Source organism: Pseudomonas saponiphila, assembly GCF_900105185.1.
Classification (GTDB): Bacteria; Pseudomonadota; Gammaproteobacteria; order Pseudomonadales; family Pseudomonadaceae; genus Aquipseudomonas; species Aquipseudomonas saponiphila.
The window spans coordinates 1,888,777-1,901,410 of record NZ_FNTJ01000001.1 but is presented as its reverse complement, the minus strand read 5'-3'; the positions used below and the strand labels follow the sequence as shown (position 1 = coordinate 1,901,410).

Here is a 12,634-nt window from a genome sequence, read left to right as displayed (position 1 = left end):
AATTAGAGCCCGGCCACCGCCGCCGCCACCGCCTTGCCGAAGATGTCCGCCACCTGATCGATCTGCGCCGCGCTGATGATCAGCGGCGGCAGGAAGCGCACCACGCTGCCATGGCGCCCGCCCAGTTCAAGGATCAGGCCGCGCTTGAGGCATTCGCGCTGCACCAGTGGCGCCAGACGCGCATGTTGCGGCGGGTGGCCCTGGGCGTCCGGCGCACCGGCCGGGTCCACCAGTTCCACGCCAAGCATCAGGCCACGGCCGCGGACATCGCCCAATTGCGGGTAGTCGCGCTGCAGGATCAGCAAATGCTCGCGCAAGCGCTCGCCCATGGCCGCCGCATGCTCGGGCAGACGCTGTTCCTTGAGGTAGCGCATCACCGCGGAACCGGTGGCCATGGCCATCTGATTGCCACGGAAGGTGCCGGCGTGAGCCCCGGGCTGCCAGGTGTCGAGCCAGTCGCGATAGACCATCACCGCCAGCGGCAGGCTGCCGCCGATGGCCTTGGACATCACCACCACATCGGGAATGATCCCGGCATGCTCGAAGGCGAACATCTTGCCGGTACGGCCGAAGCCGCTCTGGATTTCATCGACGATCAGCGCCACTCCGGCCTTTTCGGTGATACGCCGCACGCCCCGCAGCCAGTCCAGGTCCGCCGGGATCACCCCGCCCTCGCCCTGTACCGCCTCGACGATCACCGCCGCCGGCAGCGCCACGCCGGCTTCCGGATCGTTCAGCAGGTTTTCCAGGTAGTGCAGGTTGACCTTGACCCCCTCGGCGCCACCGAGCCCGAACGGGCAGCGATAGTCGTAGGGGAACGGCAGGAACTGCACACCGTTGTTCAAGAGTCCCGCCAGCGGACGCTTGGGGCCCAGGCTGCCCATCAGGCTCAGGGCGCCCTGGCTCATGCCGTGGTAACCGCCCTGGAACGACAGCACCGTGCTGCGCCCGGTGGCGCTGCGTACCAGTTTCAGCGCGGCTTCCACGGCGTCGGTGCCGGTGGGCCCGCAGAACTGGATTTTCGCCTCGGCAGCCAGGGCCTCGGGCAGCAGGCCGAACAGATCCTGGACGAACTGGTCCTTGACCGGGGTGGTCAGGTCCAGGGTCAGCAGCGGCAATTCATCGGCCAGTACCTGGCGGATCGCGGCGATCACCACCGGGTGGTTGTGGCCCAGGGCCAGAGTCCCGGCACCGGCCAGGCAATCGATGAAACGCCGGCCTTCGACATCCTCGACGTGAATGCCACTGGCGCGCTTCAAGGCCAGGGGGATGCGCCGAGGGTAACTGCGGGCATTGGATTCCTGGCGGCTTTGACGGGCCAGCAGGGGCGACTCGTCGAACTGGTAAAGCGTCTCGGCCGGGATGGCGGCAAGGGCCACCGGCTGATCATCCATAAGGCTGGTAACGGCTGACATGTCTCGAACCCTCGCGCTGCAATTTGAGCAAAACGGCTACCGGCCGAACGCGCAGCCGAAGCAGGGTGCGCACGGGCAGGTTTTCCTGTTCTGGAAACGCACCAGCGAGGTCGGGATTTACACCCCAGGGCGAGGAAATTGCACATACCGCCCCGTAGGAGCCAGCTTGCTGGCGAAGGCGCTTTCAAGGGCCCCTTCGCTGGCAAGCCAGCTCCTACGGCGGGCAGGGGAACGTACAAGGCCCCGTAGGAGCCAGCTTGCTGGCGAAGGCGGTCTCAAGGGCCCCTTCGCTGGCAAGCCAGCTCCTGCGGCGGGCAGGCGGAACGTATAAGGCCCTGTAGGAGCCAGCTTGCTGGCGAAGGCGGTCTCAAAGGCCTATTCGCTGGCAAGCCAGCTCCTACGGAGGACGGTGATAGGTCAGGCGTGGTGGGCAGGCAGGGTCAGTTCGACCCGCAGGCCATCAGGAAGGCTGTCGAAACGCAGCTCGCAACCACAACGCTGGACAATCGCCTGGACTATCGCCAGGCCCAATCCGCACCCGGTGCTCTGGCTGTTGCGCCAGAAGCGCTGGGTCAGGTGCTGCAGGTCTTGCTCGGCAATCCCCGGGCCATGGTCGCGCACCTGGAAACGCAGGCGACCGGCCACCAGGTCCAGGTTCAACTCCACCGGACAGTCTTGCGGGGTGTGGCGCAGGGCGTTGTCCAGCAGGTTGCGCAAGGCGGCAATCGCCAGGGTCGAGGGCATGGCCACCGGGGCCTCGGCGGCCTGTTCCCCAAGGTGCACCTTGACTCGCTGCCGGGCGCCCACGGCAGCATCCTGGATCGCCAGGCGGACCACTTGCTCGGCGTTGCAGTGCACGCCGTCATCGAACGACAGGCTGCCCTCGACCCGGGCCAGCAACAGCAGCTGCTCCAGGGTCCGGTGCAGGCGGTCGGCGCCCTCCTCGGCCCGGGCCAGGGATTGATCCCGGGCCGCGCCCTCGGTCATGCGCGCCACTTGCAGATGGGTCTTGATCGCGGTCAGCGGGCTGCGCAGTTCATGGGCGGCGTCGCCGGTCAGGCGGCGTTCGCGCTCGATGGTCTTGGCAATGCGCTGGAACAGCTGGTTCTGGGTGTCCACCAGCGGCCGCAATTCGCTGGGCATGGGCTGGATCTGCAACGGCTCCAGGGAGTCGGCGCTGCGGCGCATCAGCGCGTCGCGAATCCGGTTCAACGGCGCCAGGCTCTGGCCGATGCCCAGCCACAACAGCCACAGGCAGCCCAGCAGGGCCACCCCCACCGGCACCGAAGCGGCCAGCAGCACCGACATGTTCAGCGCCTCGCGCTCCACTTGGCGGTCAGCGGTGGTGATGCGCAGATCACCGCGCACCAGGGTGAAGGTGCGCCAGGGCGCGCCGTCGATCATCTGGTCATGAAAGCCCAGTTTCTCGGCTTCCAGGGTGTGTTCCGGGGTGCTGTGGCTGCGGGCCAGGACCTGCCCGCGCAGAGAACTGACCTGACAGGCCATGCCCCCAGGGATGGTCAAGGCCGCGCTGGCAATGGGGTGGGCATGGGTGTCGGAAGGCAGCGCCGGCATCTGTTCCAACAGGCCGGCGACCATGCGCGCCGACGCCACCAGCCGCTGGTCCAGGGAAAACATCATCTGATTGCGCAGATCGCTGAGCATCCAGGCCGCGGCCAGGGTCCAGATCAGGATGAAGGCGGCGCCCAGGGTCACGCTCAGGCGCAGGCGCAGGCTCTTCACTTACGACTTCTCCGCGCCGTCGGCCGGACCCAGGCGATAACCCAGGCCACGCACCGTCTCGACGATGCCATTGCCGAGTTTGCGCCGCAGGTGGTGGATGTGCACGTTGAGGGCGTTGCTTTCCAGCTCATCGTTGAACCCGTAGACGCTGTCCTTGAGCTGCTCGCTGGACAGCACCCGGCCGCGGTTGTGCAGCAGGGCCTGAAGCAGCGCCTGCTCGCGCCGGGACAGGTCCACCGGCTCGCCGCCCAGGCGGGTTTCCCGGGTACTGGGGTCATAGGTCAGGCGCCCGTGCTCGATCAGGTTGACGCTGCGCCCCGCCACCCGGCGCAACAGGGTGTGCAGGCGCGCCGCCAGCTCCCGCAGGTCGAAGGGCTTGAGCAGGTAGTCGTCGGCCCCGGCCTGCAGGCCGTCGACCCGGTCGGTCACCGAGTCGCGGGCGGTGAGGATCAGCACCGGAATCTCCAGACCCTGCTGGCGCTGTTGCTTGAGCAACTTCAAACCATCTTCATCCGGCAGGCCCAAGTCCAGTACCATCACGTCGAAATCGGCCACGCCGAGCATCGCCCGTGCCGCTGAGGCAGAGGCCACATGCTCGACCGTCAGGCCCTGGGCCGTGAGGCCGGCGACTATTCCGCTGGCGATCAGCTCATCATCTTCACAGACAAGTACGTGCATGGTCGGTCCTGTAATAAAGGCGTTGATTAGGCAGGCAGCGGATTAAGCGGACATTATGCCCGCCGCCCTGCCACAACCCAGTATGGTTAATCATCGGTTAATCAGGACCCGCCATTGTGCTTCCCACTTGCACCGGTTTAAGGCTTGACCATGCGTCGATTGCTCATCTTGCTGTTTATGCTGTTCACCACCCTGGCCGAAGCCGGCAACAATCCGTTCGAGGTCAAGCCCGACTTCCTGCCGGTGGACAAGGCCTTCACCTTCACCTCCGAGCGCCTGCCTTCCGGGGAAACCCAGCTGTTCTGGCAGATTGCCGACGGCTACTACCTGTACCAGAAACGCCTGAAGTTCGACGGCCTGGCCCAGGAGCATCAGCCGGCGCTGCCGGACGGCGAACACCACAGCGACGAATTCTTCGGCGAACAGACGGTGTATCGCCAGGGCCTGGAAGTAAAGCTACCGGCCACCGCCAGCGGCAAGGTCAAGCTGGGCTGGCAAGGCTGCGCCGACGCCGGCCTGTGTTACCCGCCACAGACCCTTGAAGTCAACCTGGGCGGCGCCCCCGCAGCGGCCGCCGGCAACAGCGCCGCAACCGTCAACGGCACGGCCCAGGACCAACGGCTGGCCAACGACCTGCAAGAAAAATCCTGGGGCCTGGGCCTGCTGGCCTTCTTCGGCTTCGGCCTGCTGCTGGCCTTCGCCCCTTGCTCACTGCCGATGCTGCCGATCCTCGCGGGGATCGTGGTCGGCAGCGGCGCCAGCCCGCGCCGGGGCCTGGCCCTGGCCTCCAGCTACGTACTGTGCATGGCCCTGGTGTACGCCGGCATGGGGGTGATCGCCGCCCTGCTGGGCAGCAACCTGCAGGCCTGGCTGCAGCAGCCCTGGGTGCTGGGCAGCTTCGCCGCGCTGTTCGTGCTGCTGGCCCTGCCGATGTTCGGTTTCTTTGAATTGCAGATGCCGTCGTTCCTGCGCGACCGCCTGGAAGGCGCCAGCCGCCAGCGCCAGGGCGGCAGCCTGATCGGCTGTGGCGCTCTCGGCGCACTGTCGGCCTTGCTGGTGGGCCCATGCATGACCGCGCCCCTGGCCGGTGGCCTGCTGTACATCGCCCAGACCGGCAATGCCCTGTTCGGCGGCCTGGCACTGTTCGCCCTGGGCCTGGGCATCGGCCTGCCGCTGCTGTTGCTGGTGACCCTGGGCAACCGCTTCCTGCCCAAGCCCGGCCCCTGGATGAACCTGCTCAAGGGCGTGTTCGGCTTCCTGTTCCTGGGCACCGCTATCTATATGTTGCGCCCGGTGCTCGGCGCCAGCCTGTGGATCGGTCTGTGGGGCGCCCTGGCCCTGGTACTGGCTTACTGCGCCTGGCAGCAACGGGCCATCGCCGGGCGCCTGCTGCACCTGTTCGGCGCCGCCGCCGTGGTGTTCGGCCTGTGGGGCGGCGTGTTGCTGGTGGGCGCCGCCGGTGGCAGCGATGACCTGTGGCGACCGCTGAAGGTCTACAGCGGTGGCAGCGTGGCCGGCAGCACCACAGCCCACGATGCCTTCACCACCATCAAGTCCCCCGGCGAGCTGCAACGTGCCCTGGACAGCGCCCAGGCCCAGGGCCAGTGGGTGCTGCTGGACTACTACGCCGACTGGTGCGTGTCCTGCAAGATCATGGAGAAAACCGTATTCGGCCAGCCTCAGGTCCAGAGCGCCCTGACAGACGTGCGCCTGCTGCGCCTGGACGTGACCCAGGACAACGCCGACGGCCGCGAACTGCTGGGCCGCTACAAAGTGCCGGGGCCACCGAGCATGCTGTGGATCGGCCCGGACGGCAGCGAACGCCGCAGCCAGCGCATCACCGGTGAAGTGGATGCCAACACCTTCCTGCAACGCTGGACCCAGACCCGGAAAGCCCGTTGATGCTGACCTTTACCATCGGCACCTTCGCCATCGCCCTCAACCACCTGCTGCTGATCAGCGCCCTGGCCCTGGCCACCCTGGTGGGCTGGCGGGTGGCCAAGCGTGGCGGCGAAAACCCCGAATCAGTGCTGTTCCTGCTGTTCCTGCTGGGCATGCTTGCGGCGCGGGTTTGCTTCGTCATCGCTTACTGGAAGCACTACCAGCACGACCTGTGGCTGATCATCGACCTGCGCGACGGTGGCTTCCTGGCCTGGCCGGGGGTCATCATCATGCTCCTGGCGGCCCTGGCCTGGGGCTGGAAGCGCCCGCCGCTGCGCCATCCCCTGGCTGCCGGCGTCGCCAGCGGCCTGGCCTTCTGGCTGCTGGCCAGCCTGTCCCTGACGCTCTACGACCAGGGCACCCGCCTGCCGGAAGTGGCCCTGCGCAATGCCGCCGGCGACACCGTGCAACTCACCGACTACCAGGGCGGGCCGCTGGTGATCAACCTCTGGGCCACCTGGTGCCCGCCGTGCCGGCGAGAAATGCCGGTCCTGGAGCGCGCCCAGCAGCAACGTCCAGACCTGACCTTCCTGTTCGTCAACCAGGCCGAAAGCATGCAAAGCGTGGCCACTTTCCTCGCCACCCAGGACCTCAACCTGGACAACGTGCTGTTCGACGGCAGTGGCCGCCTGGGCCAGGCCGTGGGCTCCATGGCCCTGCCCACTACACTGTTCTACAGCGCCGACGGCCGCCTGCTGAGCAGTCACCTGGGAGAACTCTCGGAAGCCAGCCTGGCCCGCGCCCTGGAAAACTTCGACGACGTCCATCCGACCCCGGTCGCCCCTGCAAGGAAACCGCCATGCCCTTCATCCGCCACCTGCTGAGCCTGTCCTTGGGCGCAGCCCTGCTCAACGCGCCGTTGCTGCAAGCCGAAGAACTGCCCGCGCCGATCCGCAAGATCGAGGAAAAGGGCGCCAAGATCATCGGCCGCTTCGACGCCCCGGACGGCCTCAAGGGCTACGCCGCGCAGTACCAGAACCGTGGCATGACCCTGTACCTGACGCCGGACGGCAAGCACGTGCTGCTGGGCAACCTGTACGACGCCGAGGGCAAGGACCTGAGCGCCGAACCGCTGCAAAAGCTGGTTTACGCACCGATGGCCAAGGAAGTCTGGAACAAGCTGGACAAGAGCCACTGGATCGCCGACGGCAAGGCCGACGCGCCGCGCATCGTCTACCTGTTCAGCGATCCCAACTGCCCCTACTGCAACATGTTCTGGGAACAGGCCCGGCCCTGGGTGAACGCCGGCAAGGTGCAGCTGCGGCACATCCTGGTGGGCATCATCCGCGAAGACAGCCCGGGCAAATCCGCCGCCCTGCTGGCCGCCAAGGACCCGCAACAGGCCCTGCAAGAGCATGAAAAAGCCGGCAAGGGCAGCAGCCTGAAGCCGCTGGCGAGTATTCCAGCAGCGGTGCAAGCCAAGCTCGACGCCAACATGAAGCTGATGGAAGAGCTGGAGCTGTCGGCCACCCCGGCGATCTTCTACCTCGACGACAAGGGCGACTTGCAACAGCAGCAGGGCGCCCCGGCCCCGGGCAAACTGACGCAGATTCTCGGTCCGAAATAAGCGAGATGCACCCATCCCTGAACCAGTAATGGCCTTTAGCCTTGTCGACAGCGTTACACTACGGTCTTTTTTACACTGACAGGGATGTAACGCTTTGACAGCTCAAGGACAAGCCAGGCTTCTAGAGATTCTCGACTACTGGCATAAGGTGGAATTCTTTTTACCCTATGCCCTTGAGAAATATGTCGAGGACTTTAAAAAATGGGAGACCCGATGGCTCTCGCGGGAAGATATCCAGCACAGTCATTGGCGCACTTTTTCCATACCCGATGACCTAAAAATCACAGGCTTCAATCTCTATATCGGGGTTTTTGACGCCTCCGTCATTGCCACCCTTTGCGAACCGCACCTGGCCGCCTGCTCAATCGACGAAAACACGTTCTACGAAGAACAGGAACGGGTGGAGCTTGAAGGGCTGACCTGCTTCGCCAAGATCAAGCTCAATGCTCAAGCGGTTCCTCAACTCGATGCCCTCTCACTGTCCACCGCGCCTTGGGCGTTGGGGCAAACAATCACCAAGGGGCTTGATGCCCTGGGCCACCAAGCCTTCGAGGAAGCCAAGGAGCAGTTGGCAAAACTGCTGCACAACTTCCATGGACAGCGCCAGCAAAATGATGACCCGGCCTTGACGGCCGACGAGGTCATGTATCTGCATCAACTGCTGTGCAACTGGGCCCGTTTTACCCCGGACCAGGACGGCCGCGCCCCTGTTGCGCTGCTTCAGGTACTGACTCAGCCCAAGGTCGAAAAGCCGCTCACCCAACCTTCAGCAGCACAGGTCGCGAAAGTCGAGGACGAAGAAGAAACCGATACCGAGATCGACATACTCAACAGCTTTTTCATAAAAGATATCGAGCGTGCGATCGCCAGCTTGCAGCGTGGGGAACAGCCCCCGGCTCTGTTGCAGTACCTGGCTGAAGCCGATCCAAGCAAACGAATTGACCTGTATACCGAGAATGGACGCAAGGCCCTCTATCAGGCCTTGCAACCGCAATGCATCAACCCTGGGCACTGGCCGGATGAACCGGGCCATGCTATGAGCCTGATGCAACAGTTCGCAATCAACAGCGCACTTGGCACGTTGGAAGACAGTGGCGTGTTCACCGTCAACGGCCCGCCGGGGACCGGTAAAACGACTTTATTGCGTGACATGTTCGCAGAGAACATTGTGCGTCGAGCCCGGGTCCTGGCGGGATACAGCGACGCAGCGGATGCATTCGTTGGCGGAAAAAAGCCTCAGGTCACCTTCAAGGGCATGGCAAATACCTTCACCCTCCGCGCGCTCAAACCCGAGTTGACCGGCTATGAAATGGTGGTGGCCTCCTACAACAATGCCGCCGTAGAAAACATTTCCCGAGACTTGCCCAAACGCAAGTCGCTGGGAAAAGGCTGGAGCAACGTTCAGTACCTGCAACCGGTTGCCCATAAAATTGCCGCACAGAACAGTGATGGCAGCATCAGCGAACTGTCCGATGAGGATAAACCCTGGGGACTGATCTGCGCCGCACTGGGCAACAGTGGCAACCGTAAAGCCTTGCAGGAACGCATATTCTTCAACCCGGTAGATTCCACCGCCCCCCATAAACCACTGACGATTCGTCAATGGGTGGATGAATACAAAGGGCCCAGCTTCAAGGAGGCCCGCGCGGCATTCAAAAAAGCCGATGAGGCTGTCAACAAAGCGCTGGAGGAACGGGCCCGTTATGCCAGCCTGCTGAGTGAGATGTCGGCTACCGACGAGCACAGCTTCCTGGGCCTTCAACAACAGGCCTTCCATCAGGCCGAACAGCTCAGGGCATCCGCCCAGCAGTCACTGGAGCAACACCAGCAGAAACTTCAAGCGTCCAAGCAACATCTGAGCAGCCTTCAGGAACTGGAACGCCTGATAGATCGCAGTCGCCCAACATGGTGGAAGCGCTTGTTCAACACGCCAGCAGCTAGGGCCCATCGGGGTGAACAACAGGAAAATGCCCGGTTGCAGCGTCAGGCGCATGAAGAGATCAACAGTACGCAAGGCCTACTCAGCAATAGCCTGATACCGAAGCTCGAAGAGGCACAAACCTCATTGCCGTTCTGTGAGAGCGAACTCGATACGCGTAGAACGCAGTGGCAAGGCAAGTGCCAATCCCTGGATGATTTCGCCACCCGTCTGGGTCGTCCGAACTTGCCAAGTCATCTGAGTGAACTGGAAGACCGCGACTTCCAGATAAACGGGCTTTGGCACGATGCTGCACTCAATCACTTGCGTTCGACGTTATTCGCCGCGGCGTTGACCCTGCATGAAGCCTGGCTTGCCGAGGTCGCCCCCTCGGGCTCGAACGGCAAGGGTTTTAGCGCCAACCTCGCCGCCATCAGCCTATTGCTGAGCAACAAGACGCCCGAGGATGAACGACTCACACAGGTGCTCTGGCAAAGTCTGTTCATGGTGATACCGGTGGTTTCAAGTACTTTTGCCTCCTTTGCCAACCAGTTCCGCGGAATGGGCGCCGGCTCGCTGGGGTGGCTGTACATCGACGAAGCGGGACAAGCCGTGCCTCAGGCAGCCGTCGGCGCATTGTGGCGGGCTAAACGAGCCATGATCGTGGGCGATCCTCTGCAAATCGAACCGGTCTTCACCCTGCCGCAACGCCTGGTCAAGGCACTCGGCCAGCTGTCAGTACACACCGCCAACCAAGCCTTCGCCCCCAATCGCGTGTCGGTGCAGAGCCTGGCGGACCAGAACAATCGCTATGGAAGCGTTTTCAGGAACGATACCGACGAAGAACTGTGGATCGGCAGCCCCTTGAGGGTCCACAGACGCTGCATCGAACCCATGTTCAGCCTGTCGAATCAAATCGCCTACGGCAACAAGATGGTCTTTGGTCTGCCCAGTGCCCATGCCGAACAGGGCGCCCCGGTCTACAGCTCCAGTTGCTGGGTCGACATCCCTGGCCATGTCGAACACAAACAAGTCGTGCCTAAACAGATCGAGTTCATGGTCCACCTTATCGGGCAACTCTACTTGCGCGACGGAGAACTGCCGCAGCTATACGTGATTTCACCGTTCAAGGCGGTGCGCCTGGCCCTGCAAAAAGCCATACGCGCAGCTGCTTGGGCCAGCCCCAACCATCGTCCGAAATTGCCCTCGGGGGAATTGAAGCAATGGTTGAAATCCTCCATCGGCACCGTGCATACCTTCCAGGGTAAGGAACAAGACACCGTCTTCATGCTGCTGGGGGCCGACCTTGATCATGCAGGAGCTGCGCAGTGGGCCGCATCCAAACCCAATCTGCTGAATGTTGCACTCACCCGGGCCAAACGTCGGGTCTATCTGGTGGGCGATTTTAAACTCTGGGGGTCGCTGCGGTATTTCGAAGCCGTGAGCCGTGGCAAATACCCCTTGAAAAGAATGGGCGCGGCTGCATTTCTGGCGCAACTGAACCCTCTGGAAGAACAGATTTCAAGCTGAACACCGTCACTCCATTCCAGCGACCTTTTAGTGTGTTCGCTGGCGACGGCCTCCGTCAGCCTGGCGCATGGCTTGCGGGCCTTTTGGCCGGCAAGCCAGTTCCTGCGGCAGAAAAATCGGGCTTCAAGCGTCGCGCTGTAAAAACGCCAACAGGACCCGGGTCACGAACTGCGGGTTTTCAAGGCTGGAAATATGCCCCGCCTCGGGCACTCGCTGATAAGGGCAGCCAATGCGCTCGGCCATTTCGATGGTTTCAGCAAGCGGCCGCGGCTGGTCCTGGTCGCCACAGAGCAGCAAGGTGTTGCGCCCATCCAGGTGCGGCAGCTGATCCAGCACATCCGCCCGGCTGAAGGTGATGCGTCCCATGGGGATCACGCTCTGGCGCAGGCGCTCGGTCGGCAGTGCGGCGAGGCTGGCACGAAAATCCTGATACAGCGCCGACTGCCGATCGATACCCTGACGGAAGAAGATCGGCACCACGATATCCAGCAGTTGCTCGGAGATCCCCCCGGCATGCTCGATCTGCTGGAACAGGGAAAGGTAATACTGCCGGGTCGGCTCCGGTTCGGCCCCCAGGTAGGTGTCCATCAGCACCAGGCCGTCGATGCGCTGCGGCGCCGCCAGGGCCAGACGAGCGCCCCACATGCCACCCACCGACAAGCCCACCAGCGTGACGCGCTCGATCTGCAAATGGTCGAGCAAGGCCAGCATCTGCCGTGCCACATCGTCCAGCGACGCGGTGCCTACCGGCAACGCCCCGGACTGGCCATGGCCCCACAGATCCACAGCAATCACCCGGTACTGCGCCGACAACGCCTCGATCTGCGGCGCCCACATGCCGGTGTCCCACAAATAACTACCGGCCAGGAACACCACGGGCCCCTGGCCCTGGTCAAGGTAGTGCAGCGGTTGTCCATCGATGGTTGCGAAAGGCATGGGGTAGCTCCTGCGGGGAAATGACAAAAAAGGTCCGACAGACTGTGCCGTGAACCAGGCTCAGTCAATCGGACCGGGGCGACAAAAACGTATCAGGAAATGCCCGGATTCAAGGCCCGCGCTGGCCGTCGAGCAAGGCCTCCACCACCGCGCGGGCCATCTCCACCGAATGCACCATGGACCAGATCAGCCCGCGCTCCAGGCCGCTGCCCTGCTGGGTGATTTCATCGCACACCTCCTCGGCGCATTTGAGCAGCAGCGCCACATGCACCAGGGCCTCTTCGGCGCTGACGCCTTCGCGCACGCTGAACAGCGAGTCGGGGGAAACGGGGTTGGCCTGGGTCGCAAGCTGAAACAGCGCGGGGTCCTGCGGTTGCCGGGCCAGGGCCACGCGCAGGGTGGCGTTGGCGGCCTTGAGGGCGGGATCGCGATAGGACGTGGGGGGATCGGGGACGAGCTTTTTCATCGTCAAACTCCTTGCAGATAAAAGGAGCCGACACCGTTCGCTTGCACACGAATAAGGTGGCAGCCGTACGCAGGTGTGCAAGACCGAGTCTGCAAGGACACCCGGCAGATCCGAAGATCTCCCACGCACGGCCGCCATAACGCAGCGGACATGAAAACGATCAATCAGTACTGATCGCTTGTGCGCCTTTGCAGAGTTCGGACTTGCACATCCGAGCCATCGATTGGGCGATGGCTCCAGCACCCTAGCCCGCCCACCAGGCGCATTCAAGCGGCCCGCAGTTTCTCGGAAATGCCTTACAAAAGAAAGCGACTAAACACCACTCAAGCTACCTTTCAGCCGGCTTGCCGGCGAAAGCGTCCGTCAGGCTGGCGCATGGCTTGCGGACCTCTTCGCTGGCAAGCCAGCTCCTACAGAGGGCGTGTCCGCCTTAGGGCTGG

The 12,634-nt window shown here is 63.4% G+C and carries 9 protein-coding genes; 4 read left to right on the top strand and 5 right to left on the bottom strand.

Features of this window, described 5'->3' with window-relative positions; translation table 11 throughout:
- Positions 1-2: 2 nt before the first annotated feature.
- The 3 genes from BLV47_RS09045 to BLV47_RS09035 form a co-directional block, all read right to left on the bottom strand.
- On the bottom strand, positions 3-1,415 hold the full coding sequence (locus tag BLV47_RS09045) for an aspartate aminotransferase family protein (RefSeq protein ID WP_092312336.1): 1,413 nt from the start codon (positions 1,413-1,415) through the stop codon (positions 3-5).
- 417 nt (positions 1,416-1,832) lie between these two features.
- Positions 1,833-3,158 carry an ATP-binding protein gene (locus tag BLV47_RS09040; protein ID WP_092312333.1) on the bottom strand — a complete coding sequence of 442 codons (1,326 nt, stop codon included), beginning with the start codon at positions 3,156-3,158 and terminating at the stop codon, positions 1,833-1,835.
- Entirely contained in the window at positions 3,159-3,836 is a 678-nt protein-coding gene (locus BLV47_RS09035; protein ID WP_047305489.1) for a response regulator, read from the bottom strand.
- 150 nt (positions 3,837-3,986) lie between these two features.
- Between BLV47_RS09035 and dsbD the strand changes: the two genes are divergently transcribed.
- The 4 genes from dsbD (at position 3,987) to BLV47_RS09015 (ending at position 10,792) form a co-directional block, all read left to right on the top strand.
- On the top strand, positions 3,987-5,738 hold the full coding sequence (gene dsbD / locus BLV47_RS09030) for a protein-disulfide reductase DsbD (RefSeq protein ID WP_092312330.1): 1,752 nt from the start codon (positions 3,987-3,989) through the stop codon (positions 5,736-5,738).
- The gene (locus tag BLV47_RS09025; protein ID WP_092312327.1) at positions 5,738-6,601 is read left to right on the top strand and encodes a TlpA disulfide reductase family protein; all 864 of its coding nucleotides are present in this window, start codon (positions 5,738-5,740) and stop codon (positions 6,599-6,601) included. The genes dsbD and BLV47_RS09025 overlap by 1 nt, the downstream gene beginning before the upstream one ends.
- Positions 6,577-7,344, top strand: coding sequence for a thiol:disulfide interchange protein DsbG (gene dsbG / locus BLV47_RS09020; protein WP_092312324.1), 768 nt, complete (start codon positions 6,577-6,579; stop codon positions 7,342-7,344). Before BLV47_RS09025 ends, dsbG begins: the two co-directional genes overlap by 25 nt.
- A 94-nt stretch (positions 7,345-7,438) precedes the next feature.
- Positions 7,439-10,792, top strand: a complete 3,354-nt coding sequence (locus BLV47_RS09015; protein ID WP_092312321.1) for a DEAD/DEAH box helicase — start codon at positions 7,439-7,441, stop codon at positions 10,790-10,792.
- A 123-nt stretch (positions 10,793-10,915) separates the two neighbouring features.
- Here the strand turns inward: BLV47_RS09015 and BLV47_RS09010 are convergent, their stop codons facing one another.
- Together BLV47_RS09010 and BLV47_RS09005 are read right to left on the bottom strand one after the other, a co-directional pair.
- Entirely contained in the window at positions 10,916-11,728 is an 813-nt protein-coding gene (locus BLV47_RS09010) for an alpha/beta fold hydrolase (RefSeq protein WP_092312318.1), read from the bottom strand.
- A 109-nt stretch (positions 11,729-11,837) separates the two neighbouring features.
- Positions 11,838-12,194, bottom strand: coding sequence for a DUF6124 family protein (locus tag BLV47_RS09005; RefSeq protein WP_092312315.1), 357 nt, complete (start codon positions 12,192-12,194; stop codon positions 11,838-11,840).
- Positions 12,195-12,634 lie beyond the last annotated feature (440 nt).